Raw genomic sequence first — 22,824 nt, 5'->3', positions numbered from 1 at the left:
CGCGCCGTGGACACGGCGCGGCTGGATCCCTGTGACAAGCACAGGGAAGAGGGAAGTTGGGGAGCGTCAACGCCACTTAACCACCTATGAGATCGTGGATCGGCGAAATTTGCCCTGCATATCACCCCTCATGGAATTCCACCTCGCCATCAACCCGGACAACCTCCTGAAAGCTCACATCTAGGTAACCGGATAGGGACCGTCGGCGAAGACCTCGTCGTGATAGCCCTTGCTGCCGATTACGCCAGCAAGCGGACTGCGCCAATCCTTGCCGACACGGAGACATTCGAGCGCGTGCCGGAAATCATAGCGGGGATGCCATCCAAGCGCTTGGCGCGCGTGTTCGTTGACATAGACGCGGTCGATTTCAGGAAACATCTTCCAACCGAGGCCGGCGTAGAGTTCGGGCTGGTTAGGGAACAGTCTTTCAACCGCGCCCGGGGCGTTGCGGCGCAGTCCGGCGAGATCGTCTCGCGTGAACGGCGTCGTTGCCGAAATGATATACCGGTCGAAACGGATCTCAGGTGCCTTTTCGAGCGCCAGCAGATGCGCGCTCACGACGTCCTCGATATCGACCCGGCGATAGAGCAATTCATTGGTCTGCGCGTTATCCGCCGTATAGCGGTTGCGGATCTCGGCATTGTCATCTTCTTCGGGGAAGAAGCGCGAGGTGCGCAGGATGATGGCGGGCAGATGTCTCTTGCGGGCAAACAATTCGCAAAGACCTTCGGCGGCGAGCTTGGTGACGCCATAGATGTTCTTGGCGACCGGCACGACATCTTCAGTGATCCAGGCGGCCGGTTGGTTCGCCGCCGGGCTCAATGCTTCGCCGAATGCGCTGGTGGTGCTGGTGAAGACGAAACTCTCGACACCCGCCAGGACGGCTTCCTCCAGCAGGTTCAAGGTGCCGGTCATGTTGGTGTCGACGAAGTCCTTGTTGTCGTGGGTTGCCACATGCGGCTTGTGCAGCGTTGCCGCATGCACGACCGAACGGATGCCTTCCATGGCAGCGGCGACAAAGGCCCTATCCGTGATCGAGCCGACCGTATCGGTGAATTGAGAGGGCTTGATGTCGAGGCCGCGCGCCGGTCGGCCGGCGGCATGGAATGTCCGCATCAGGGCCTCGCCAAGATGGCCAGCGCTTCCCGTCACCAGAATCGTCATTGTGTCTCTCCACGACTAGGGCGGTTCAGCTTTCATGGAATAGCAGAACCGCTCTAACCTTTGTTTCCACGCAATTCCGAACGGAAAACCGCTTCGCACTTTTCCTGGAATTGCTCTAACTGGTGAAAAGGCTAGCAAAGCGAATTTGGCCGGGGCAACGCATAAAATATGCATCGCGGCATTCAGGCGATTGTCGTTACCAGGCGCCCGGCGCTTCCGTCGGCAAGGCTGATCCTTTCCCAGAGCACGCGGCCGGTGGCGATCGGCAGAAGAGGGTCGCTGTTCATGCCGGTATCGACGGCAAGGGTATTCACATATCCCTCGTGCCAGCCGATCCCTTCGAGTGTCCCTTCCGCCGCGGCGATTTCAGCCGATGCATAGGGAAGAAGCGATCTCCCCAGGAAGGCGGAGAGCGGCGCCCGCCATTCGGCCTGTCGCGCAGGCGAGGCGGCAAGAAGCCGGTGCGTTCGGTCGCAGATCAGATGCACCTTTGCGGATGAACTCTCGACAAGCCGCTTCAGCGCGGCATCGCGGGCCGGATCGGGTGCGACGGCGAAAAATGCCTGCACGGCGAGGGCCTGATCAGCCGAGAGCGTCAGGAGGCCCCGTTCCCAGCGCGAAACGGTCGCCTGGCTGACATTCAAGCGCTCAGCCAGATGGCTTTGCTTGATGCCGGCCAGCAATCGCATGCGCCGCAGAACGCGTCCGGAGAGTGTCATGGCCCGGTCCCGCCTGCCTCAGCCGAGGCAGGCATAAAGGGGAAGGGAATGCGCGCCCTGTGGTGTCAGTCTGGCGAGCATTTCTTCGGCCTTGGACCGCTCTGCTTTGTGGTTTCGGGCCGCCGTCTCAAGGAGATTCTTGAACTCGTCTATCCCGACGCCGTCGGCGCTGCGAATCAACGCGATCAGGGGATCGCGCAATACTTCATCTAGGGTCAGATCATTCCTGGTCTTGGTCACGGTTCTTCCTCCTTTCATGGGCGGTCGCCCTGTCTCCGCTATCGCGGTGCTGGCCGGTGGATAATATGTCCGGGCATTGACACCATCGCATCACGGTGTTACCGGTAAGTAACAACATACCTGTTACCGGGCGGTCACATCGATGTCAAGAACTTCTTCCGCAAAAAAATTGAATCATGTCCCCGAGGCGTCTTCCAGCGAAACCGCCGGCGAGCGCGTACCACCGCGTGAGAGGATCGTTGCGACGGCGCTGGAGCTTTTCCGCGAGCATGGAATCCGAGGAATTGGCGTCGACGCCATCGCGGATGCGGCGCTCACCAACAAGATGACGCTCTATCGGCATTTTGGCTCCAAGGACGAGCTGGTCTGCGAGACGCTGCGCCGCGCGTCCGAGAAAGCCGAAGCGATATGGCGCCATCTGGAAGAAACACATCCCGGCGATCCGCATGGCCAGCTTAAGGCCTGGGTGGAAGCTGTCGGGCAAAGGCTGCAAGGGGAGCCCAGCGGCTGCGATCTCGCCAATGCCGCCGTGGAACTGAAGAGCGAGGGGCATCGCGCTCACGAGGTCATCGAAAGGCACAAGCAGGCGCAGCGGGAGCGGCTTGCCCGGCTTTGTGCGGATGCCGGAATGCGCGAGCCGGAACTTCTTGCCGATACGCTGTTGCTTCTTCTGGAAGGTGCGCGTATCAGCCGCCAGGCGATGGGCAGCGCCGGCTGCTGCAAGCAGTTTGCAAAGGCCTGCGCGATCGCGATCGCCTCCTGTGAAGCAGACTAGGGTCTGTACCTCGTTAAATGCGTCGAACGCGCTGAGCCAACCAGGGTCGGATGCTCAGAGAGCATCAGGATGGCCCGTTTTCCGCCCGTCCCTACGAATAAAGCAATTCTGCATCGCCATCTTTCATCCAGATTGTTGACGGTCACACTTTTGCCTGCAGCGTCAGAAATCGCTCAATCATGGCGTTGACCTGGTCCGGGACCTCGAGCTGGCAAAAATGACCGGATCCGACGGTCTGGCCGTAGGCCAGACCAGGTACCAACTCTCGAAGGCGCGTCATGTCCGATCTCGGCTGCGGCCCGTTCGCCGCGATATAAAGGGCAGGACAAGTGAGCCTCAAACCTGCCGAGGCGGGATCGTGGTCGCGCAATCCTTCCAATGCGGAGATCATGACATGTTGCGGCACGGAAGTCATACCCGCCAGGATATCGGCAAGTCGGCCCCTGTCGTCGGTTGGGATCGCAAGTGCCTCCGACACGTAGGACTTGAGGGCGTCACGATAATTAGAACCGTTGAGCATGCGGAGCAAGGGCTCGATTGCCGCGCGGGAAGCGGCCGGGCGCGCAACCGCGCTGTCGATCATGACAACCGCAGCAGCCAGGTCGGGCCGTCGACGGCCAAGTTCGTAGGCGACACTACCTCCCATGCTGTGGCCGATGAAGTACGCCTTTGCCATCCCCAACTCGTCGCAGAGCCAGGCGACATCGTCTGCGAAAACCTGCATAGAATAGCTTTGTCGCGGTTGGCCGCTTTGTCCGTGCCCCCGCAGATCCACAGCCATCACGCGATAGTCGAGGGATTGAAATCGCCTCATCTGGGGACTGAAACAGGTGTGGTCGCAGCACCATCCGTGAATAAATACCAGGTTGGGATCGCCCACTTCCGTGAATTCGAAGGAGAGGTCCACGCCGTTGCGTTGAAGTGAATGCATTGACTGTGCTCCTTCCTCGACGGTCGACGTCACGCTTGCGCTCCATTGGCGCAATCAGGAGTAACACTTTTAAACTTGGAATCTTGTGGCATTTGCGACCTAATTCGGCAGCCTTATCCTTTTGCCGTAAAGTACGGGGCAAAATGAGCTCGAAATCAAGCATCACTGATCTTTTATTCGTCTGTCAGTGGAGTGAACGCAATGACCGGCAAGACGTCCATCCAGCCAACGAAGGTCGCAAGGAAGGCCGCCGCGGCGAAGAAATCGTCGGCGCACGCAGCTGTGCCCAAACCCACCGCACCCAAGAGCAAGGCGCCCGCAGCGGCCGCGAAGCCGACCCTTCTTTCAGGTGGCAACCCTCAGATCGCGAAGGGATACGGCGATGCCCCCGTGCAGGCCTACATCGCGGCCATGCCGGGCTGGAAAAGCGACGTCGGGCGCCGTCTGGACGCGTTGATCGAAAGCACCGTCCCCGACGTCCAAAAGGCGGTCAAATGGAACTCGCCGCTGTACGGAATGGAGGGCCAAGGCTGGTTTCTTGGCATCCATTGCTTCACGAAGTACATCAAGGTGGCTTTCTTCCGCGGCACATCGCTCAGTCCCGTTCCCCCCGGCGTGTCCAAAACTGAGGAGACGCGCTATCTCAACATCCATGAGGACGACCAGCTCGACGAAGCTCAGTTCACCGCCTGGGTGAGGCAAGCCAGCCAATTGCCCGGCGAACGAATGTGAGCGGCTAGAGCCGGATGATTTCAGGTCGATTCGACCTGAAATCTGAATCCGCCTCTAAATCAAAAAGTTAGAGCGGGATGTCGAAAACCGCGCACACTTTTCGGCATCCCGCTCTGTTTGAGCGACAACAACGATGAAGAAAGCGGCTACGACCATGAAGAAGAGCGTCTCGAAGGAAGCGACAGAAGATTCTCCCTCTCATCTGATAGATGCGAGAATAAAGGAGTTGAGCGATTGGCGGGGCGACATGCTTGCCCGCATTCGAATGCTCATCCGGCAGGCGGATCCCGAAATGCTCGAAGAGTGGAAGTGGAGAGGGGTTCCGGTGTGGTCGCATGACGGCATAGTCTGCACCGGTGAGACCTACAAGAATGTCGTGAAGATGACCTTCGCCAAGGGGGCCTCGCTGGAGGACCCTTCAGGCCTCTTCAACTCCAGTCTCGAAGGCAACACCAGGCGTGCCATCGATTTCCATGAGGGCGACAAGATTGATGAAGAAGCGTTGCAGGCGCTCATTCGCGCCGCCGTGGCGCTGAACACATCGGTGCGCGCTACCGCTCGTCCTCAGAGGAGACCTTCTGGATCGTCGTGAAACCGGCGGGGACGCTGGTTCCTTGCGATCGTTTCCTTCAAGGCCGGCCGATCAATTGCTTCCGGGCTCGAGGGTGATTGCGGGACTGCTGCCACGCCATATAACGCGTTTGAGCGTCGTACGCCGCTTTCTCAACCAATGTGTAATTTCTGACATAGCGTCTGGCGAATTCCAGCATCCCCCAGTCTTGGTACTGCATTACGTGCGTTAGTTCATGCACCCATAGGACCGGGTCGTGAAGTGCATCATCCTGATTTCTGAAAACGATCACATAGTCGAGTGTGATGGCGAAAGCCCCGACATATTTGATGGCATTGGCCTGCAGGGTCAGGTCGCCGCCACCACCGACCCTGAAGCGTGCAATATCAAGAATATGATCGGGAATGAAACCTGCGAGTTCGTTTCGAATATTGGTGGGTATGGGCTGCACCCCGCTGGCCAGTGCGTCGTCCCTCGATCTTGCGATGAGTTGCTGGACGGCGGGAGCCGCAATTTGGACCAGGGCTTCGTTGGCGACGTTTGAAAGGCTCTGGTCCGCCTCCGCGTATCCAGGAACCAGGTCCTCGATTTGCCTCTTTGCCTCATCGAGGGCCGTGCCAACTCCCGGTGCAATGATATTGACAGCGTCCCCAATCGATCCGGCTGCGAAACTCGGCGAGGTGACGCAAATCGAGGCCAGAAGAAAGACAAGTGGGCTTCCATGAAATCCGACAGCTTTCATCGCGCATCTTCCACCACCTTTCAAAGGATGATACTGCAACTTTTAGAGGAGTCGAGTCATGTCTCATTTGACGAAGCTGCCGGCATCATCTGATGATTTATGTTCATTTGGTCTTTGTTGCAGCCTTTTCGTAGCTCGGCATGGCAACTTATAAGTGCATTATTGTTTTCTAAACTGAAAACTTGCGGCCCCTTTCCTGAGGCGATCACAAAGAGGTCACGATCCTGTAGGAACCTAACAAACGCGCCACCATTTCTTATATCAGGGGGAGGAAAAAAGGCGCATGGCCATGAAGAGTCGTTATCTTCGCAGTCTGTACGTCAAGCGGATCGAGCTTGAGAACAAGCTCGAACTGCACGAAGCACGTTATTGTTTCGGCGAAGGCGAGATCGAGGACGGCACGGAAGCCGAGCTGATCGACCGGATCAACGAGATTTCCAGGGAGATCGCCGAAATCGAGAAGCGGCAGGCCTATTGAGGCGGCGGTGCGCCGGCTTTCAACAAGGCTATCGCCCTTTCGTCAGGCTGTGAGTCATAGAAGCGGTCGAGCGCCTGGTGAAACGGCGATCCGGCTTCGCTGATGCTCGCAAAAAGGGTCATCGAGGATCGGAATTTAAGATCGTCCGGCGAGCCGAGAATGGCATGGGCCGTCCGGTCCTGAACAGACAGCATCGCTTCCACGCATCGGTTGAGCCGCGGCCCAAGGATCGGATCGGCCAGATAGGCAGATGCTTCGTCGGCGGAGCGGATGGCGTATTTCTCCGACATGTGGGACGCGCCGAGACCTGCGATCTGGGGAAAGATGAACCACATCCAGTGCGATCGCTTCCGTCCGGCTTTCAGCTCTTCAAGAGCCTGACCATAGACGCCGTTCTGCGCTTCGATGAAGCGGTCGAGCTCATAGGTTTGGGTTGCGTCGGCCATTGGACTATCCTCCCTCGGATACCTTACGGAAGAAACGTTCCGACATCGATTCCTTTCCATGCGTTTGCCGGACGTAGCGAGGTCAAAACGCGTTGGCTTCGAGCGCGCTCCCTGTCATGCCGGACACGGGAATGGCGCAGCCGCGCCCGCCGGTGTCGCAGCCAATCCCGACCGCCCCGGACAAGTGCGTTAGTCTCGACGCAAACAGCTATGCCGGCTAAGCTTTTCCTCGGGTTTCCAGGCCATCCCATGATGAGTTCCGCCTATATCATCGAGCCGCAGCGCCGGGTCGAGGTGATCCATGAGACCGATGTCCTGGTCGTGGGGTCGGGGCCGGGCGGCTTGGCGGCGGCTCTCGCGGCGGCGCGGGCAGGCGTGGATGTGACGCTTGTCGAGCGCTTCGGTTGTTTCGGAGGCAATATCACCGTCGTTGGGGTCGAAGGTTTTGCCTGGTATCGGCACGAAAAGACGATAGAGGCGGGCGGGATCGGCCGCGAATTCGAGGAACGTGCCAAAGAGATGGGCGCCGCCGTGCCCGAGAGCCAGTCACTGAGCTACGAGCTCGATTCGGAAGGCTTCAAACTGGTCGCCGACCGGCTGGTCGAGGAGGCGGGTATCCGGCCGATGCTGCATCGCCAGTTCGTCGCGCCGATCATGGACGGCAATCTGATCACGGGCATCATCACCGAATCCAAGGCAGGGCGCGAGGCGATCCTTGCGGCCCGCGTCATCGACGCGACAGGTGACGCCGATGTCGCGACCCGCGCCGGCGCGCCGACCATCAAGACGCCGATCGAGCGCATGCAGGCCGCTTCTGTGATGTTTCATTTGGCCGGCGTCGACAAGCAGGCCTTCCTCGCAGGCGTGCGGACAGATCCGCAGACCTATGGCGACTGGTCGACCGGTGAATGGCAGATTGAGACTTCCGGGAAGGAGGACGCCATGTTCTCGCCTTTCCTCGGCAAGCCTTTCGCCCGGGCGATCCGCGATGGCGTCATTCCCGCCCATCTCAATACGATCTCCGGTACGTGGGGGGCGCTGCACGATACCGGCGAGCTTACCTATATGAACCTCATCCATCTTGCCGGCTGCGACGGAACGGATCCCGACAGCATGACACGGTTCGAGATCGAGGGGCGGCGCCAGTCGATGCTGGCGATCGAGGCATTGCGGCGATATACGCCCGGCTGCAGCCATGCCAGGCTTCGCAATTTCGGCATGACGATCGGCATTCGCGACACGCGCAAGCTCGACGCTGTCTACAATATGACCGAGCAGGACGTGCGCGGCGAGGCCCGCTTCGACGATACGATCGGCATCTATCCGGAATTCATCGATGGCTACGGCGTGCTGATCCTGCCGACGACCGGCCGCTACATGCATATTCCCTATCGTTCCATGCTGCCGCAGGCGGTGGAAAATCTGCTTATCGCCGGCCGCGCCATCGGCGGCGACAGCATTGCGCATGCGGCGACCCGCAACATGGCCTGCTGCGCGGTATCGGGGCAGGGCGCCGGTGTCGCGGCCGCGTTGTCGGTGAAGCATGGGCAAAGTGCAAGGGAAGTCGATATCGTCCCTGTCCAGGCCGAGCTCCAGCGCCAGGGCGTGCGAATTCACTGAACTAGGCCAATCGGTCACGCTGGATTCTCCAGTTCCCCCTTGAGCCTGTCGATGATCGACAGGGCGTGGCCGGCATAATGGCTGATCCAGCGATCGTAGATGTGCTTGATCGGCAGGCTGTTCAGGTGATTCCAGCGTTCTCGGCCCTCTTTCTTCGCAATCACCAGATCTGCATCCTCCAGAACCTTCAGGTGCTGCATGACCGTGCAGCGGTCCATATCGGCGAAGGCCTCGCACAGCGTGCCTGTTGTCTTCGGTCCATCCTTTAGAAGATCGAGAATTTCGCGCCGCCGGTAATGGGCGAGCGCTTTGAAAACAGGGTCATTGTCTGATTCGCTTGACATGTTATATTTTTATAACGTAATTGGTTTTGGATCAACGGTGAAGAGGAGAACGACGATGTCCCTCAATATTCGCGTTTCAGGACGCATCGGTCGTCCCGTGGGCGAGGTCTTCGATGCGGTTGTCAATCCGGAGAAGCTGAGCGGTTATTTCACGACGGTCGGCGGGGCGAGCGCGCCGCTCGTTCAGGGCACGCGGGTCACATGGTGGGGTGAGGCGCCCGTCGAGGTCGAGAAGGTCGTGCCAGAGCGGAGCATCGTGCTTCGCTGGGACGGCGGCAAGGACGCCAGCGGTGTGGCCTACAAGACATTGGTGGAGATGACCTTCGATGCGCTTGAGGACGGCGGGACGATGGTGACGATCGCCGAATCCGGCTGGCGCGACGACGAGGCCGGGCGGCGCGGCACCTATCTCAATTGCGAGGGCTGGACGCAGATGCTCTGCTCGATGAAGGCTTTCGTCGAATATGGCATCAATCTGCGCGAGGGCTTCTATCTCAGCGAGATGAAAGGCAAGCCTGCGCGCGAACCCGACGTCTAGAGGGGGATGCTGAAAAGAGTGCGCGGTTTTCGGGCGACATCCGGGTCAAAGGAGGCGATCGCGATGACAAATATGAGCGACGATACGGACAGCACCGAGCTGCTTCAAGGCGGTCTCGACATCGCGATGAAGATTCCGCCGCATCAATACCACGACACACTTGCGTTCTACCGAAAGGTCGTCGGCCTTAAGGAAATCGGGCAAGAAGGCGCCGTCGGCTTCGCGTTCGGCCCCGTTCGGCTCTGGATCGACGAGGCGCCGGGGATGAGCCAGGCCGAGGTCTGGCTGGAACTCTTCTGCAAGGATTTCGACCGCGCGGCGGCGCATCTCGCCAGCGCCGGGGTCGTCCGCTGCGACGCCATTGAGGCGCTCCCCGAAGGCTTTCGCGGCGGCTGGATCGTCAATCCAGCCAATATCGTGCACATGGTGCGGGAGGCGGACGCCTGGTAGTGACGAGGATCATAGGCGACTTGTCGATGGCGCCCGCTTTCGCGATGCCGCGGTTATCGGCCGTCTGGTCACCAGCCAAAAAAGCAAAGCCGTCGCACTGATGCAGGCGCCGAGGACGGAAACGCCCGTCCAGCCCGCCCAGCCATAGGCGATTGTTGAAGCGATGGCGCCGAATGCACTCCCTGCCGAATAGAACACCATATAGCTCCCGATGAGCCTGCTTTGCGCATCCGGTCGCAAGGCAAGGATCACGCTCTGATTGGTGACGTGAACGGCCTGGATGGCAAAATCGAGAATAAGGACGCCGAATACGAACGGCCAAAGGGAATGACTTAACAGGGCGATGGGCAACCAGGAGAAAAGCATCAGCGCGAGCGATATGCCGGTCGTCCATTGAGCAAGCCCCCGGTCAGCGAGCCGACCGGCAGCTCCGGCCGCCAGAGCGCCTGCCAGACCGACGATGCCGAAAAGTCCTATCCCCGCATGCGACAGCGACAACGGCGGTGCGGTGAGTGGCAGCACCATCGCCGTCCAGAAAGTGCTGAATGTCGCGAAGATCAGAAGCGCGAGAATGGCACGTGTGCGAAAGAGCGGCTCTTCGGCGAGGAGCATCACGGCGGACCGCAGAAGGTGCGGATAGGATGTGCGCGCCCGCTTCGCGGTTTCGGTCGGCAGTCTTCGAGCAAGGATCGCCGTCGTGATCAGCATCAGGGCGGCTGAGGCCAAGTAGACGCTTCGCCAGCCGGCTATATCCGCCAGGACGCCGGAAACGAAGCGCGCCAGCAATATGCCAATGACAACGCCGCTGGTAACCACGCCGACCGTCTTGCCGCGCTCGCGCTCGACGACGAGCGCGGCGGCAAAGGCGACCAGAACCTGTACGGCGACGGCGAGCAGCCCCACAAGGCACAATGCTGCCAGGAGGATGATGAAGTCCGACGATGTCGCGGCCGCCAAGAGCGCCAGTGACGACAGGATGGTCTGCAGGACGATGAGACGGCGCCGGTCGACGAGGTCGCCGAGGGGCACGAGGAAGATCAGGCCCAGAGCGTAGCCTAGCTGGGTCGCGGTCACGACGGTGCCGATCATTGCAGGCCTAACGCCGAGATCGCGAGCCATTGCATCGAGCAATGGCTGGGCGAGATAGATATTGGCGACGCTGAGGCCGCACGCCATCGCGAAAAGCAGAATATCTGTCCCGCTCAATCCTCTGTAGGCCGGATCACCTCTTCGTTCGGTCATGGCAATCTCCTTCTGAATATGGTCCTATAATAAGACTAGTTGTCTTGCGACTTGTCTAGTCCTATTATGAGACCAATTTGGATGGAGGCGAACTTGGTAAAGAGAACCAGCCTGAAACGGGCCGAATGTCCCGTCGCGCGCAGCCTTGATACGATCGGCGACTGGTGGTCTCTCCTCATCATTCGCGACGCCTTCGATGGGGTGCGACGTTTCGGTGAGTTTCAGAAGAGCCTTGGGGTTGCGAAGGGAATTTTGGCAACGCGGCTGAAAAGCCTGGTGGAGGCCGGGGTCATGAAGTTGGCGCCAGCCGCCGATGGCAGCGCCTATCAGGAGTATGTGCTAACGGAAATGGGACGGGGACTGTTTCCTGTGATTGTCGGTCTGCGGCAATGGGGCGAAGCCAGTCTCTTTGCGCCGAACGAACGTCGCTCGGTGCTCGTGGATACCGCGCGGGGAGAGCCGGTCGGCAGGCTGGAACTTCGATCGAAGGACGGACGCCGCCTCGGTGCCGAGGATACCGTCGTTCGAAAACCAGTCTAGTTACTTCTGGCCGGCGACGGCACCCACTATCTTCGTTAGAATGTGACACAGACTTCGCTTGCCTGACGCCGTGCCAGTGCTAGTTTTCCGATATCGTTTCAAATACCAGGAGATACGGAGATGCAGCTTGGCATGGTTGGTTTGGGCCGCATGGGCAACAACATGGTCCAGCGGTTGATGCGAAACGGCCACGAGTGCGTGGTCTATGACGCGAGGCCGGAAAGCGTTGCCGAGCTCGAAGGACTCGGCGCCACAGGCAGCGCTTCGCTCGAGGATTTCGTCGCGAAGCTCGCGCGGCCGCGTGCGGTCTGGCTGATGCTGCCGGCTGCGATCGTCGACCAGGTGTTGGCGACCCTCGTGCCGTTGCTCCATGACGGTGATATCATCATTGACGGCGGCAATTCCTATTACCATGACGATATCCGGCGCGGCGCGGAACTCATCTCCAAGGGCATCCATTACGTGGACGTCGGCACCAGCGGCGGCATCTTCGGGCTTGAGCGCGGCTATTGCCAGATGATCGGCGGCGAGAAGGATATCGTCCAGCATCTCTCGCCGATTTTTGCCGCTCTCGCGCCGGGGGCAGGCGATGTTCCGGTATCGCAGAACCGCAGCAGCGAGAAGGTCGCCGCCAGCACCGCCGAGCAGGGTTACCTCCATTGCGGTCCGCACGGTGCAGGCCATTTCGTCAAGATGGTTCATAACGGCATCGAATACGGCCTGATGGCGGCCTATGCCGAGGGGTTGAACGTGCTGAAACATGCCAATGTCGGCGCGCAAACCCATGAGGTGGATGCGGAAACGGCGCCGTTGCAGAATCCGGAATACTACCGCTACGATTTCGACCTTCCCGAGGTCGCAGAAGTATGGCGCCGCGGCAGCGTTATTACCTCCTGGCTTCTCGACCTGACCGCCGATGCCCTCCATGCCGACGCTGGCTTGAGCAGATATGCCGGTCGTGTTTCCGATTCCGGCGAGGGGCGCTGGACGATCATGGCGGCAATCGACGAAAGCGTGCCGACGCCGGTTCTAAGCGCAGCACTGCACGGACGGTTCTCGTCGCGCGATAAAGACGAATTCGCCAACAAGGTGCTTTCCGCCATGCGGGCTGGCTTCGGCGGCCACGTCGAGAAGCCAGGCGGCAAATAGTCACGCGACGGATCGCAAAGCATCGAAAAAGGCGGCGGCCGCTACAACGCCGTGCGTCTTCTCAAACGCACAACGGTCGCTGTAGCACTTTGAATTGCTACATATTTTTATTCTTAAATCGTTCCCGATTTAAGGAAACATGCAGTAGCCGCCTTTTCTTTACAGCGCCGCGCGTCCCTGGACACCAATGTCGCCCTAACGCCTTGAATTACCGGTTGGAGGAACCGTGCAGGAGCACAGGAGTGTTATTGGCAGGTCAGAAGGCCGGTGGCGCTATCGGTCGTGCAGTCGGTGTCGGGCTGGTACGTGCCACCGTGCCCAATGGTCCTGCCGCGGCTGTGGAGGTTGACTTCTCCGTTGTTGGTCGTGCTGCCAGTGGTGGTGGGATCAGTGCTGAACCTGCTGAATGCGCCTCCTCCGGGGGAACCGACAGGCGGCGGCGTGAACCGGCCGCTAGTGCCCATGCCATTCATGTTCGACGAGCCTGGAACGCGGATAGTTTGTGCCATGGCTGAGGTTGCAAGGCCGACGACGAGGGCCGTTGTTGCAACGATCTTCAAAAACATTGGAATTCTCCATTTCTACGCTTGCCACATACCCCGGGCCACTTACTCTCGATTAAAGCGGGGGAGCGTAGGGAGGTTCCAAAAAAACGGAATGAAAACGGTAGAACTTTCGTGATCTTGACTTGATTACCAAAATACAATGCTGGCAAAAGCTGCTTGCGATAAAAATGCCCCAATTGCCAATGATGAGGCGGCGATGGCGCGTAGAATATGAAGACTGTCGGCGATGTCGGCCGGTTCACGAGAATTCGAAGCAACTCAAAGATCAACCCGAGCTCCTGTGCCTGGCAGCGAGAAGAAAATGTCGGCCTCACACAATCCTGATCAATCCGAGGATGACCTGTCGCAGGGCTTTTCTCTGCGTGGACTGATCCGGCGCTACCGGACGGCCTTGTCGGCTCTGGTGGCTCTCGCGGTCTTCTGTCTGGTCGGGCTGGCGATCATGGAGCTGACCACGGAAGTGCGCTACGACGACGTCGTGGCCGCACTTGCCGCCACGAAATGGACGTCGGTTCTGCTTGCGCTGTTCTTCACCGGCCTCAGCTTCGTCGCCTTGATGTTCTATGATCTCAACGCGCTCGAATATATCGGCAAAAAGCTGCCCTTCGGACCCGTCGCCCTGACAGCCTTTGCCGCCTATGCCGTGGGTAATACTGCCGGCTTCGGCGCACTCAGCGGCGGTGCGATCCGCTACCGGACCTATTCGCGTCTTGGACTATCCCCCGAGGACATCACCCGGGTCATCGCCTTCGTCACGCTTTCCTTCGGCCTCGGGCTTGCCGGTGTCGCGGCGATCGCGCTGCTGATCATCGCCAATGAGATCGGACCGCTGATCGGAGTAAGCGGTCTGCTGCTGCGCGGGATCGCGGCCCTGATCGTGGCGGTCCTGGCCGGCCTCCTGATCGTCGGACGCAACGGCCGCGTTCTGGAGATCGGCCCGATCGTGCTGCGATTGCCGGACTCGCGCACATGGTCACGGCAGTTCCTGGTCACGGCCTTCGATATCGCGGCCTCGGCTTCCGTGCTCTATGTCCTCCTGCCGCAGAATGCGGTCAGTTGGCCCGTCTTCCTTGCCGTCTATGCCATCGCCGTCGGTCTCGGCGTGCTCAGCCACGTGCCGGCCGGTCTCGGCGTTTTCGAGACGGTCATCATCGCGGCTCTCGGCAATGCGGTGAACATCGACGCGGTGCTGGGCTCACTCGTCCTTTATCGCCTCATCTATCATGTGCTGCCGCTGCTGCTTGCCATCATCGTGGTCGCTATTGCAGAGCTCCGGCGCTTCGTGGATCATCCGGCCGCCTCCATCGTGCGGCGCATCGGCGGACGGCTGATGCCGCAGCTTCTGTCCGCTTTCGCGCTGCTGCTCGGTGTGATGCTGGTCTTTTCCAGCGTGACGCCGACACCGGACACCAACCTTGAATTCCTGGCGAACTACCTGCCGCTGCCGATCGTCGAGGGGGCGCATTTCCTGTCGAGCCTTCTCGGGCTTGCTCTTGTCGTCGCCGCCCGGGGGCTCGGCCTTCGCCTCGACGGCGCCTGGTGGGTCGCCGTGCTGTCGGCCCTTGCGGCTCTCCTGTTGTCGCTCTTGAAGGCGGTGGCTCTCGTCGAAGCGGGATTTCTCGGCTTCCTGATCTTCGGCCTTCTCGTCAGTCGCCGCCTCTTCAATCGGCCGGCCTCGCTGCTCAACCAGACTCTGACGGCGCCCTGGTTGCTGGCGATCGCCGTCATCTGCGTGAGCGCCACCGTCATTCTGCTCTTCGTCTACCGCGACGTCGAATACAGCAACCAGCTCTGGTGGCAGTTCGAGTTCGCCGCCGAAGCGCCGCGCGGCCTGCGCGCCGTTCTCGGGCTTTCGATCCTGTCTTCGGCGATCGCGATCTTCAACCTGCTGCGTCCGGCGCCGGGTGCGGTCAAGCCCGCTTCCCGCGAGGTGCTGGAGCGGGCTGTCGCGATTGCACAGAGACAGGGTTTTGCGGACGCCAATCTGGTGCGCATGGGCGACAAGAGCCTTCTGTTTTCCGAGAAGGGCGATGCCTTCATCATGTACGGCAAACAGGGGCGATCCTGGATCGCCCTCTTTGATCCGATCGGCAATCGGCACGCGGTGCCGGAACTCGTCTGGAACTTCGTCGAGCAGGCGCGCGCGGCGGGCTGCAGGTCCGTCTTCTACCAGATTTCGCCGACGCTGCTTTCGCACTGCGCCGATGCGGGCCTGCGCGCCTTCAAGCTTGGTGAGCTGGCGGTTACGGATCTGAAAACATTCGAGCTCAAGGGCGGCAAATGGGCGAACCTCAGGCAGACGGCGAGCCGTGCGCTGCGCGACGGTCTTGAATTTGCCGTCATTCCGGCGGAGGAAGTCGCCTCCGTCATTGACGAGCTTGCACAAGTCTCCGACGCATGGCTCGCCCATCACAACGCCAAGGAGAAGGGTTTCTCGCTCGGCTCGTTCGATCGGGATTACGTACTTTCGCAACCGGTCGGTGTTCTCAGGAAGGATGGCAGGATCGTCGCTTTCGCCAATATCCTGACGACGGAGACAAAAGAGGAAGGCTCCGTCGATCTCATGCGCTTTTCGCCGGAGGCGCCGAAAGGCTCGATGGACTTCCTCTTCGTGCAAATCATGGAATATCTGCGCGCCGCCGGCTTCCAGCACTTCAATCTCGGCATGGCGCCACTATCGGGCATGTCGAAGCGGGAAGTGGCCCCCGTCTGGGACCGGATCGGCAGCACTGTTTTCGAGCACGGCGAGCGGTATTATAATTTCAAGGGCTTGCGGGCTTTCAAATCGAAATTTCATCCGCATTGGCAACCGCGCTATCTCGCGGTGTCCGGTGGAGGCAATCCGATGATTGCGCTGGTGGACGCGACCTTGCTCATCGGCGGCGGATTGAAGGGAGTAGTAAGGAAATGATCGGAAAATTTCTCCTGACGGCGGCCTGCGCCTTCGGGCTCATGGCCTCGGCAGCGATGGCGCAGAACAGCCAGACGACGAAATTCGACGGCGGCCTGATACCGTCGCCGCATGTGCTGCTGCCCGATGGCGATGTCAGCGCAGCCGTCGTGCTGATTTCGGACGGGGCAGGCTGGGGCGCCAACGAAGACAAGGAAGCACAGAAGCTCACCTCGGAGGGCGCGGTCGTCATCGGCATCGATTTTCCCTCTTACATGACCTCGCTCAGAAACTACGACGTCAATGAAAACGATGGCTGCATCTATCTCGTCTCCGATATCGAGACGCTGAGCCAGCAGGTGCAGCGCGCTGCCGGCAACAGCAATTATCATCTGCCGATCGTCGCAGGCGTCGGCGAGGGGGCAGCGCTGGCGCTCGCGATCGCGTCCCAGACGCCGGATGCGACGATCGGCGAGACATTGGCCGTCGATCCGGTCGCCGGTATCCCGCTCACCAAGGAATTGTGCACGCCGGCCGACAAGAAGGTCGTGGGCGATCGCACCATCTACGGCCTGACGGAAGGATCGCTCCCGGATCCGATCATAACCGCCTTCACATCGACCGCGCCGAAGGATGGCCGCGAGCATGTCGAGGCGCTGAAAAAAGACTTTCCCGACATCGAGATCCGCGATGCGGACGACGACGCCCAGACGACGCTCGCCTCGATCCTTTCCGACCTCGTCTCGGCATCCGGCGGTTCGGACAATCCGCTCGGCCTGCCGCTTGCCATTCTGGAAGCGACGCCGGCCTTCGACACGATGGCCGTGGTCTACTCCGGTGACGGCGGCTGGCGAGACATCGACAAGGAGGTCGGCGCAGCTCTTCAGGCGGAAGGGATTCCGGTGGTCGGGGTCGACTCCCTCCACTATTTCTGGGCTGAGCGCAAGCCGCAGGAAACGGCCGACGATCTCAGCCGCATTATCGATTTCTACCGCAAGCAGTGGAAGGTCAAGCACGTCGCGCTCGTCGGCTATTCCTTCGGCGCCGATATTCTGCCTGCCGCCTACAACCGGCTGAAGCCTGCCGTAAAGGCGAGTGTGGCGCAGCTGTCGCTGCTGTCGCTGTCGCACGAGGTCGATTACGAGATCTCGGTCATGGGCTGGCTCGGCGCCAAGACGGACGGGACGGGCGGCGATCCGGTCGAGGACCTGAAAGGCGTCGACCCCAAACTCGTCCAGTGCATCTACGGCACGGATGATGAGGACAGCGCCTGCCCGGAGCTGAAGGATAGCGGAATGGAGACGATCGGCATCGATGGCGGGCATCATTTCGACGAGGACTACGAAGCGCTCGCGAAGAGGATCGTCGCGGGGCTAAAAACGCGGTTGAAAGGCTGAGATGGAGCTGCCGCCCGCGCTTCGGCAATCGATCGAACGGATGCTCGAGCACCAGCCGCTCGAGACACTCAGGCGTGCGAGCGCGCGCCTTTCCAGTCGCTACCGGCAAGAGGTGCGCGACGGCAATTTCCATATCCACGACGCGCTGGCCGCAAAGGCCTATCTCGCCACGCGCCTGCCGGCAACTTTCGCCGCCATTCGTGCCGCGCTGGAAGCGGTGAGTGAAGCCGACACGGATTTCGCGCCGTCGAGCCTCCTGGACTTGGGCGCCGGTCCGGGCTCCGCGCTTTGGGCGGCGACCGATTGCTGGCCTGGGGTCGAGAGCGCGGTCATGGTCGAGGCGAGTGCCGCAATTCGCGATGTCGGCAGAACGCTTTCCGAAGCGCTGCCCGTGCGGACGGAATGGGTCGAAGGAAATCTCGTGAAGGGATTGCCGGCGCTTGCGCCGGCCGATCTGGTGACACTCGCCTATGTACTCGATGAAGTAGCCGGAGCTGATATCCCTCCCATTGTATCGAATCTCTGGGCGCTGACTCGGCATATGCTCGTCATTGTCGAACCGGGCACACCGGCCGGCTGGCAGCGGATCCTCGCCGCGCGCTCGATGCTGCTCAATGCCGGCGCGCATCTGATAGCGCCCTGCGCGCATAATCTCGGCTGTCCCATTGCCGCCCCGGACTGGTGCCATTTCTCGCGCCGTGTCGCACGTTCGCGCCTGCATCGGCTCGTCAAGGAGGGTGAAGTGCCGTGGGAGGACGAGAAGTATATCTTTCTGGCTGCCTCACGCAGTGTGGTCGCGCCTGCCGCAGCCCGCGTGCTTGCGCCACCGCAGGTCTCGAGCGGTATGGTGCGATTGAAGCTCTGCAAAACGGACGGCACCGCCGCGGAGGTTTTGGTTACCAAACGCGACGGTGCCGCCTTCAAGCAGGCGCGCAGAAGTGATTGGGGCGATGCACTTGGCCCCACAAGCACATAGTCGCAATCCTTCCGGAAGCGGCCGGTCCTCGTCTCCGGCCGCCGAGTTGCTGACGGTTAGCTAGCCGCCCGCATCTCCGCCTGCGGTTTCACGTTCTGGTTCATGCGGAAAAGATTCTGCGGATCGTAGCGCCGCTTGATTTCGCTGAGGCGCTCGTAGTTGCCGCCATAGGCTGCCTCGACGCGATCGGTTTCATCCTCCGGCATGAAGTTGATATAGGCGGTGCCGATGGCGTGCGGCTTCGTCGCTTCGAAAAGCTCGCGCGCCCAGCCGACGCAAGCCCCGTCCATGGCGTTCTCGCGCCAGCGCGCATGAACGTTCATGACAAAATGCGAGCTGCGTTGCGGGAAGGCCGTGGCCTCCAGCGCAATACGGCCCGCAGCCCCCCCGACATGGCCTATGAAGATTTCGCATTCCGGGCCTGGGAGCTTGACGATCGCGTCGCGCAGAATGCCAATTGTGGCATCGGACAGCTCGGCGAAGTCCTGGCTCTTCCAGTAATTGCGTGCGCCGGGCGTCAGCAGCGGATCGAATGCCTGCTGCCAGGCGGCAAAGGGCATCGGACCGACGATATCGGCAATCGGATTGCCGATGGCGCGAAGCCCCGCGGTGGCAGCTTCGCCCGCTGCAATGTCGCCGCAATAGCACATGGCAAGCACCAGGATTTCTTTGCCATGCCATTCGTCAGGCAGGAAGGGCAGCGGCGGCGCTTGCCGCATGACGGCCCAGCATGTCAGTTCGTCGGGAGCGGTCTCCAGCGCCTGCCGGTATTCCTTCAGAACCTTTTCGGCATCGGCGAAAGGATGAACCACCAGGCCGGCCAGGACATTGCCGGGCAGATCGTGAAGCCGGAACTCGAAGGAGGTCACGACGCCGAAATTGCCGCCGCCGCCGCGCATCGCCCAGAACAGATCCGGCTCTTCGTTCTCGCTGACGCGTATCAGCTTGCCCTCGGCGGTCACGACGTCCATCGAAATCAGATTGTCGATCGTAAGCCCGTATTTGCGGGCGGTCCAGCCGAAGCCGCCGCCGAGCGTCAAACCCGCAATTCCCGTCGTGGAATTGATTCCCGTCGGCAGAACCAGACCGAAGGCCTGCGTCTCGGCATCGACATCGGCAAGGGTTGCCCCCGGTTCGACCCTCAGGCGCCGTGTCCCCGGATCGACCCGCACCGATCGCATCGCCGACAGATCGATGACGACACCGCCTTCGCAGACGGCATTGCCGGCGATGCCGTGGCCGCCGCCGCGCACAGCCAGCAGCAGGCCGTTGTCGCGGGCAAACTGCACTGTCTTCATGACGTCGGCCGCGCCGGCGCAACGTGCGATCAGCCCCGGTCGCCGGTCGATCATGGCGTTCCATATGGCCCGTGCATCGTCGTAGTCGACATCTTTCCCGCTGAGCAGCCTGCCGCGCAATCCTGTCGCAAGAGCATCGATGGCCACGTCGGAAACCATCGTCTGCCCCCTTTGAAGGGTCGTGAGATTCAAATTGTCCATGATTTTCTCCCCTAGTCAGCGGGGCCCGTTCCCGCCGGGGCGGCATTCTGCACCTCAGCCTTGTTTTATACAAGCATCCGCTAATAAATGTGGCTCGGAATGGAAGAGAGAAGATCGGATACACGCAATACGCGTTTCTATCGGGCCGATCCGCTTTTATACGGCAGCTTTGATCGTCGCCTGGACGCGGATCGCTGCCGTTCGCTCGGCGCGGTGGCGGAGGGGGCGCTTGCCTGTTACTCCGTGGATCTCAGGAGTCTGGTTGCGCCCCAATTGGCGACAATCACAAGGCTTGCGCCGATCAGGGTCGCAACAAGGCGGTCGGCGAGTATTGCCGCCGACGGAGGCCGGTTCGCCTCCATGGCCAGGATGATCAAAGCGGTGGCGACGACCGAATAGGCAAGATAGTTCCGATTGCGCAGTACCGGCCGTGCCCCCGCCAGGATGCCGATGAAGAGGGTCATTGCCCAGGCGGGCAGGCCCAAGAAAAGCGGCGCCATGGCGACGCCTATTCCGGCAGCCACGCCGAGCGCGCGCTGGGTTACCTTCAACGGAAGCGTCTCCGCCTGCCGGTGCAGAAGCAGGGCGACGGTGAGGGTGACCCAGTGGAGATGATGGCTCGGAAACAGCCATTTGAGCAGGGTTGCCGCGGAAAGGCAGAGCAGGAGGCGAAGCGTATATTGCCATCCCGCCAATTGCCGAAGCGAGCGCTTCCAGCGGGCGAATTTTTGCGAGGCTGTCGGTTCGGGCTTTTGCGCCCGATCGATCTGTTGCGCCTGCCGCGGAGCCGGCACAATGGCGCGAGAAGCGGAAGCGAAGACGAAAGCGAGCAACCCCGCCCAGAGCGCCCCCGCACCGACCAGCATGACCATGGCGGCGCGCTGATCCGCTGTGGTCGCGGCGATGCCGCTCACAAGGACGACATAGAGAATGAAGCGCATCGTCGCTTCGACAAGGCTCCGGCTGTAGCCGCCGATGACAGCCGCGGTGGCGGCGAATGCCATGATGATGACATCCGTCATCTTCCCGTGGCGGGCGGCTATCGCGGCAGCAAGGGCGGCGGCAAGCACCACAAGAAAGATTTCGCCAAGGCGCCTTGCCTGCGCCCGCCTATTCGCACTCGGGCTGGCGCCGCTCATCGCCATCGCTCCGACCGCGGCAATCAGCCCTGCGCCGGGGTGGCCCGTCGTCGCTCCGGCGAAGACGGGCGCGGCCATTCCAATGCCGGCGGCAAGCGGTTCCATCCTCTCCGCTCCAGCGGCGGTCGACCAGCGAAATGCCTCACGAAGATGCGTGACGGCCTTTTCCATAGCCTCTCCAATCCTGCGCCTCGATAGCAAACGACTTCGATGGACGGGGTCAAATTAATACGCTATGCGTACTATATGGCAACACCAAAGAATGATCCGGTGACATCGATTATCAGGGGCGTCCTTTCGCTCGGCCGCCGTTTGCGGGCAGAGCGACCGGCGCATTCGGCCAATCTTTCCGAAATCGGTATCCTTGCCACGCTGAACAGGATAGGCCCGATGGCGTCGTTCCGGCTCGCCGCCGAGGAGCGCCTGCAGCCGCAATCCCTGACCCGGCTTCTCGCCGGCCTGGAAAGGAAGGGCTGGATCAGGCGGACGCGGAGCGATGGGGATCGACGGGAGATCATTATCGAGCTTGCCCCGATCGGCAGGGACGTATTTCTTGCGGATATTCGGGCACGCCGTCTCTGGCTCGAAAAGGCAATGGACGCGTCGCTCAGCGCGGAGGAGCGTGAGATCCTTCTCAGGGCTTCGGAGATCATGCTGAAGCTTGCGAATGCCGATCCTGCCACAGATGGGTCCGGGTGATCCTTCCACGTCCCCGTCAGGTTGCGATCCGTCCAGCTCGGCACAAGAATTGCGATGTATCGTCTGCCGCAGTGCAATCTGGGGTTCGATTCATGCAGATAACAAGCCTGGCTGTCGGGATCCTCAAGCCGTCCGCTATACCGGCGGATAAGTCATTGTCCAGCCTTGCCGACAAGGATGATCCCGCACTGAAGCGGTCGCGGGAAGCGCTCGACCAGGTGCAGCAGCTGCAGTCGCGTGGAACGGATGATCGAAAGGCGCGGGCACAGCAGAGGCTGGAACAGGCAAAGGATCAGCTGCGCTGGCTGCGCATGTCCGGCCTTCCTCCGGAAGTGATCGCGCGTCTGGCCGCATCGCTTGCGGCAGAGCTCGGCGCGGCTGCGGCCGAATTCGCATCCGTCGCTGGCGCGCAATCCATCGGCGCCGACGGAGCCGCGGTTTCGGCCGGGGGCACAACCGCTGCGGCGACCGTAGCCGCCGGTGCAGACAATTCCGGCACGGCAGATGCAACGGGCGATGCGGTTGCCTCGCCGCAGACCGATCCCGGCGCCGCCGACGAAACGGACGATCAAACGGCGGACGCATCCTCAACGGCCGACGACAGGATTGCCACTCCTTCGGCCTATAGGGACGTGATGGAGGATGCGGACCAATCGCTCAGTCTTTCGGACGGCGATCGCCAGGCGCTTGAAGAATTTCGCTCGCTGGCGCGAGAACTCAAGAGGGTCCTGCAGGATGCGATGAGCGAGCTGCGCAAGAGTCGGCAAACCGGTAGCAACGCGCAGGATGCGCTCGACGGTCTCGGCAGGCTCGATACGGGCGCTGTGGCGGGCATCTTCGGGTCAGCCGCTTCTGCAGCCACATCGACCAGCTTCGTCATCTGAGCCCTTCCCCGCGTGATGCCGGTTCCTGTCGTGGATTGCGACAGGATGCATGGTTGCAATAACAGCGTTTTCGACTTTATGGTCGCTGCAGCA

25 protein-coding genes are annotated in these 22,824 nt (G+C 60.9%); 14 read left to right on the top strand and 11 right to left on the bottom strand.

Features of this window, described 5'->3' with window-relative positions; translation table 11 throughout:
- Nucleotides 1-180: 180 nt before the first annotated feature.
- From AAE029_RS32410 to AAE029_RS32400, 3 genes are all read right to left on the bottom strand, one after another.
- A complete protein-coding gene (locus AAE029_RS32410) occupies nt 181-1,164 on the bottom strand; it encodes an NAD-dependent epimerase/dehydratase family protein (RefSeq protein ID WP_371077033.1) in 984 nt (327 codons plus the stop codon).
- 182 nt (nt 1,165-1,346) lie between these two features.
- Nucleotides 1,347-1,883: a helix-turn-helix domain-containing protein gene (locus AAE029_RS32405; RefSeq protein ID WP_371077032.1), complete on the bottom strand. Its 537-nt coding sequence runs from the start codon at nt 1,881-1,883 to the stop codon at nt 1,347-1,349.
- 18 nt (nt 1,884-1,901) lie between these two features.
- Nucleotides 1,902-2,123 carry a hypothetical protein gene (locus AAE029_RS32400; RefSeq protein ID WP_371077031.1) on the bottom strand — a complete coding sequence of 74 codons (222 nt, stop codon included), beginning with the start codon at nt 2,121-2,123 and terminating at the stop codon, nt 1,902-1,904.
- A 142-nt stretch (nt 2,124-2,265) separates the two neighbouring features.
- Between AAE029_RS32400 and AAE029_RS32395 the strand changes: the two genes are divergently transcribed.
- Nucleotides 2,266-2,898, top strand: a complete 633-nt coding sequence (locus tag AAE029_RS32395; RefSeq protein ID WP_371077030.1) for a TetR/AcrR family transcriptional regulator — start codon at nt 2,266-2,268, stop codon at nt 2,896-2,898.
- Between the two features lie 142 nt (nt 2,899-3,040).
- Here the strand turns inward: AAE029_RS32395 and AAE029_RS32390 are convergent, their stop codons facing one another.
- Nucleotides 3,041-3,829: an alpha/beta fold hydrolase gene (locus AAE029_RS32390; protein ID WP_371077029.1), complete on the bottom strand. Its 789-nt coding sequence runs from the start codon at nt 3,827-3,829 to the stop codon at nt 3,041-3,043.
- A gap of 201 nt (nt 3,830-4,030) precedes the next feature.
- Between AAE029_RS32390 and AAE029_RS32385 the strand changes: the two genes are divergently transcribed.
- Together AAE029_RS32385 and AAE029_RS32380 are read left to right on the top strand one after the other, a co-directional pair.
- Complete coding sequence (locus tag AAE029_RS32385; RefSeq protein WP_371077028.1) at nt 4,031-4,561, top strand: DUF1801 domain-containing protein; 531 nt, start codon at nt 4,031-4,033, stop codon at nt 4,559-4,561.
- Between the two features lie 133 nt (nt 4,562-4,694).
- Entirely contained in the window at nt 4,695-5,153 is a 459-nt protein-coding gene (locus AAE029_RS32380) for a DUF1801 domain-containing protein (RefSeq protein WP_371077027.1), read from the top strand.
- A 37-nt stretch (nt 5,154-5,190) separates the two neighbouring features.
- Here the strand turns inward: AAE029_RS32380 and AAE029_RS32375 are convergent, their stop codons facing one another.
- Nucleotides 5,191-5,898 carry a DUF4157 domain-containing protein gene (locus AAE029_RS32375; RefSeq protein WP_371077026.1) on the bottom strand — a complete coding sequence of 236 codons (708 nt, stop codon included), beginning with the start codon at nt 5,896-5,898 and terminating at the stop codon, nt 5,191-5,193.
- A 265-nt stretch (nt 5,899-6,163) separates the two neighbouring features.
- Here AAE029_RS32375 and AAE029_RS32370 point away from each other — a divergent pair, with 265 nt between their 5' ends.
- Complete coding sequence (locus AAE029_RS32370) at nt 6,164-6,352, top strand: hypothetical protein (RefSeq protein WP_371077040.1); 189 nt, start codon at nt 6,164-6,166, stop codon at nt 6,350-6,352.
- Here the strand turns inward: AAE029_RS32370 and AAE029_RS32365 are convergent.
- Nucleotides 6,346-6,798, bottom strand: a complete 453-nt coding sequence (locus AAE029_RS32365; protein ID WP_371077025.1) for a DUF1810 domain-containing protein — start codon at nt 6,796-6,798, stop codon at nt 6,346-6,348. The two genes, AAE029_RS32370 and AAE029_RS32365, sit on opposite strands and share 7 nt — an antisense overlap.
- A gap of 210 nt (nt 6,799-7,008) precedes the next feature.
- Here AAE029_RS32365 and AAE029_RS32360 point away from each other — a divergent pair, with 210 nt between their 5' ends.
- Nucleotides 7,009-8,418 carry an FAD-dependent oxidoreductase gene (locus AAE029_RS32360; RefSeq protein WP_371077024.1) on the top strand — a complete coding sequence of 470 codons (1,410 nt, stop codon included), beginning with the start codon at nt 7,009-7,011 and terminating at the stop codon, nt 8,416-8,418.
- Nucleotides 8,419-8,432: 14 nt separating this feature from the next.
- On the opposite strand, the gene AAE029_RS32355 is transcribed toward AAE029_RS32360, so the two are convergent.
- Nucleotides 8,433-8,762 carry an ArsR/SmtB family transcription factor gene (locus AAE029_RS32355; RefSeq protein WP_371077023.1) on the bottom strand — a complete coding sequence of 110 codons (330 nt, stop codon included), beginning with the start codon at nt 8,760-8,762 and terminating at the stop codon, nt 8,433-8,435.
- 55 nt (nt 8,763-8,817) lie between these two features.
- Here AAE029_RS32355 and AAE029_RS32350 point away from each other — a divergent pair, with 55 nt between their 5' ends.
- Both AAE029_RS32350 and AAE029_RS32345 read left to right on the top strand, forming a co-directional pair.
- A complete protein-coding gene (locus tag AAE029_RS32350; RefSeq protein ID WP_371077022.1) occupies nt 8,818-9,300 on the top strand; it encodes an SRPBCC domain-containing protein in 483 nt (160 codons plus the stop codon).
- Nucleotides 9,301-9,363: 63 nt separating this feature from the next.
- On the top strand, nt 9,364-9,750 hold the full coding sequence (locus tag AAE029_RS32345; protein WP_371077021.1) for a hypothetical protein: 387 nt from the start codon (nt 9,364-9,366) through the stop codon (nt 9,748-9,750).
- Nucleotides 9,751-9,759: 9 nt separating this feature from the next.
- On the opposite strand, the gene AAE029_RS32340 is transcribed toward AAE029_RS32345, so the two are convergent.
- On the bottom strand, nt 9,760-10,992 hold the full coding sequence (locus AAE029_RS32340; RefSeq protein WP_371077020.1) for an MFS transporter: 1,233 nt from the start codon (nt 10,990-10,992) through the stop codon (nt 9,760-9,762).
- A gap of 93 nt (nt 10,993-11,085) precedes the next feature.
- Between AAE029_RS32340 and AAE029_RS32335 the strand changes: the two genes are divergently transcribed.
- Together AAE029_RS32335 and gnd are read left to right on the top strand one after the other, a co-directional pair.
- On the top strand, nt 11,086-11,532 hold the full coding sequence (locus AAE029_RS32335; RefSeq protein ID WP_371077019.1) for a winged helix-turn-helix transcriptional regulator: 447 nt from the start codon (nt 11,086-11,088) through the stop codon (nt 11,530-11,532).
- A gap of 120 nt (nt 11,533-11,652) precedes the next feature.
- Complete coding sequence (gene gnd, locus AAE029_RS32330; protein ID WP_371077018.1) at nt 11,653-12,681, top strand: phosphogluconate dehydrogenase (NAD(+)-dependent, decarboxylating); 1,029 nt, start codon at nt 11,653-11,655, stop codon at nt 12,679-12,681.
- 245 nt (nt 12,682-12,926) lie between these two features.
- Here the strand turns inward: gnd and AAE029_RS32325 are convergent, their stop codons facing one another.
- Nucleotides 12,927-13,247 (bottom strand): hypothetical protein, encoded by a 321-nt coding sequence (locus tag AAE029_RS32325; RefSeq protein ID WP_371077017.1) that lies wholly within the window; start codon nt 13,245-13,247, stop codon nt 12,927-12,929.
- 301 nt (nt 13,248-13,548) lie between these two features.
- Here AAE029_RS32325 and mprF point away from each other — a divergent pair, with 301 nt between their 5' ends.
- From mprF to AAE029_RS32310, 3 genes are read left to right on the top strand one after another with little or no spacing between them, the layout of a single operon-like run.
- On the top strand, nt 13,549-16,158 hold the full coding sequence (mprF, locus tag AAE029_RS32320) for a bifunctional lysylphosphatidylglycerol flippase/synthetase MprF (RefSeq protein WP_371077016.1): 2,610 nt from the start codon (nt 13,549-13,551) through the stop codon (nt 16,156-16,158).
- Nucleotides 16,155-17,534 carry a virulence factor family protein gene (locus AAE029_RS32315; RefSeq protein ID WP_371077015.1) on the top strand — a complete coding sequence of 460 codons (1,380 nt, stop codon included), beginning with the start codon at nt 16,155-16,157 and terminating at the stop codon, nt 17,532-17,534. The genes mprF and AAE029_RS32315 overlap by 4 nt, the downstream gene beginning before the upstream one ends.
- A gap of 1 nt (nt 17,535) precedes the next feature.
- Nucleotides 17,536-18,510, top strand: a complete 975-nt coding sequence (locus tag AAE029_RS32310; RefSeq protein ID WP_371077014.1) for a small ribosomal subunit Rsm22 family protein — start codon at nt 17,536-17,538, stop codon at nt 18,508-18,510.
- Nucleotides 18,511-18,566: 56 nt separating this feature from the next.
- Here AAE029_RS32310 and AAE029_RS32305 read toward each other — a convergent pair whose 3' ends face one another.
- Both AAE029_RS32305 and AAE029_RS32300 read right to left on the bottom strand, forming a co-directional pair.
- Nucleotides 18,567-20,009, bottom strand: coding sequence for an FAD-binding oxidoreductase (locus AAE029_RS32305; RefSeq protein WP_371077013.1), 1,443 nt, complete (start codon nt 20,007-20,009; stop codon nt 18,567-18,569).
- A 236-nt stretch (nt 20,010-20,245) separates the two neighbouring features.
- Nucleotides 20,246-21,319 (bottom strand): FUSC family protein, encoded by a 1,074-nt coding sequence (locus tag AAE029_RS32300; protein WP_371077012.1) that lies wholly within the window; start codon nt 21,317-21,319, stop codon nt 20,246-20,248.
- A gap of 99 nt (nt 21,320-21,418) precedes the next feature.
- Here AAE029_RS32300 and AAE029_RS32295 point away from each other — a divergent pair, with 99 nt between their 5' ends.
- Nucleotides 21,419-21,847: a MarR family winged helix-turn-helix transcriptional regulator gene (locus AAE029_RS32295; RefSeq protein ID WP_371077011.1), complete on the top strand. Its 429-nt coding sequence runs from the start codon at nt 21,419-21,421 to the stop codon at nt 21,845-21,847.
- Nucleotides 21,848-21,939: 92 nt separating this feature from the next.
- A complete protein-coding gene (locus AAE029_RS32290; protein ID WP_371077010.1) occupies nt 21,940-22,731 on the top strand; it encodes a hypothetical protein in 792 nt (263 codons plus the stop codon).
- Nucleotides 22,732-22,824 lie beyond the last annotated feature (93 nt).

Origin of the sequence: Sinorhizobium sp. CB7 (assembly GCF_041357635.1) — a bacterium.
Lineage (GTDB): Bacteria > Pseudomonadota > Alphaproteobacteria > Rhizobiales > Rhizobiaceae > Rhizobium.
Note: the sequence above shows the minus strand (reverse complement) of the source record. Positions and strands in the feature narration are given on the sequence as shown.

Coding starts and splice junctions, on each gene's coding strand:
- AAE029_RS32390 (WP_371077029.1), bottom strand. CDS start 3,829: ATGCATTCACTTCAACGCAACGGCGTGGACCTCTCCTTCGAATTCACG.
- AAE029_RS32350 (WP_371077022.1), top strand. CDS start 8,818: ATGTCCCTCAATATTCGCGTTTCAGGACGCATCGGTCGTCCCGTGGGC.
- mprF (WP_371077016.1), top strand. CDS start 13,549: ATGTCGGCCTCACACAATCCTGATCAATCCGAGGATGACCTGTCGCAG.
- AAE029_RS32345 (WP_371077021.1), top strand. CDS start 9,364: ATGACAAATATGAGCGACGATACGGACAGCACCGAGCTGCTTCAAGGC.
- AAE029_RS32300 (WP_371077012.1), bottom strand. CDS start 21,319: ATGGAAAAGGCCGTCACGCATCTTCGTGAGGCATTTCGCTGGTCGACC.
- AAE029_RS32305 (WP_371077013.1), bottom strand. CDS start 20,009: ATGGACAATTTGAATCTCACGACCCTTCAAAGGGGGCAGACGATGGTT.
- AAE029_RS32360 (WP_371077024.1), top strand. CDS start 7,009: ATGCCGGCTAAGCTTTTCCTCGGGTTTCCAGGCCATCCCATGATGAGT.
- AAE029_RS32325 (WP_371077017.1), bottom strand. CDS start 13,247: ATGTTTTTGAAGATCGTTGCAACAACGGCCCTCGTCGTCGGCCTTGCA.
- AAE029_RS32380 (WP_371077027.1), top strand. CDS start 4,695: ATGAAGAAAGCGGCTACGACCATGAAGAAGAGCGTCTCGAAGGAAGCG.
- AAE029_RS32310 (WP_371077014.1), top strand. CDS start 17,536: ATGGAGCTGCCGCCCGCGCTTCGGCAATCGATCGAACGGATGCTCGAG.
- AAE029_RS32355 (WP_371077023.1), bottom strand. CDS start 8,762: ATGTCAAGCGAATCAGACAATGACCCTGTTTTCAAAGCGCTCGCCCAT.
- gnd (WP_371077018.1), top strand. CDS start 11,653: ATGCAGCTTGGCATGGTTGGTTTGGGCCGCATGGGCAACAACATGGTC.
- AAE029_RS32395 (WP_371077030.1), top strand. CDS start 2,266: ATGTCAAGAACTTCTTCCGCAAAAAAATTGAATCATGTCCCCGAGGCG.
- AAE029_RS32410 (WP_371077033.1), bottom strand. CDS start 1,164: ATGACGATTCTGGTGACGGGAAGCGCTGGCCATCTTGGCGAGGCCCTG.
- AAE029_RS32385 (WP_371077028.1), top strand. CDS start 4,031: ATGACCGGCAAGACGTCCATCCAGCCAACGAAGGTCGCAAGGAAGGCC.
- AAE029_RS32340 (WP_371077020.1), bottom strand. CDS start 10,992: ATGACCGAACGAAGAGGTGATCCGGCCTACAGAGGATTGAGCGGGACA.
- AAE029_RS32370 (WP_371077040.1), top strand. CDS start 6,164: ATGAAGAGTCGTTATCTTCGCAGTCTGTACGTCAAGCGGATCGAGCTT.
- AAE029_RS32315 (WP_371077015.1), top strand. CDS start 16,155: ATGATCGGAAAATTTCTCCTGACGGCGGCCTGCGCCTTCGGGCTCATG.
- AAE029_RS32290 (WP_371077010.1), top strand. CDS start 21,940: ATGCAGATAACAAGCCTGGCTGTCGGGATCCTCAAGCCGTCCGCTATA.
- AAE029_RS32405 (WP_371077032.1), bottom strand. CDS start 1,883: ATGACACTCTCCGGACGCGTTCTGCGGCGCATGCGATTGCTGGCCGGC.
- AAE029_RS32365 (WP_371077025.1), bottom strand. CDS start 6,798: ATGGCCGACGCAACCCAAACCTATGAGCTCGACCGCTTCATCGAAGCG.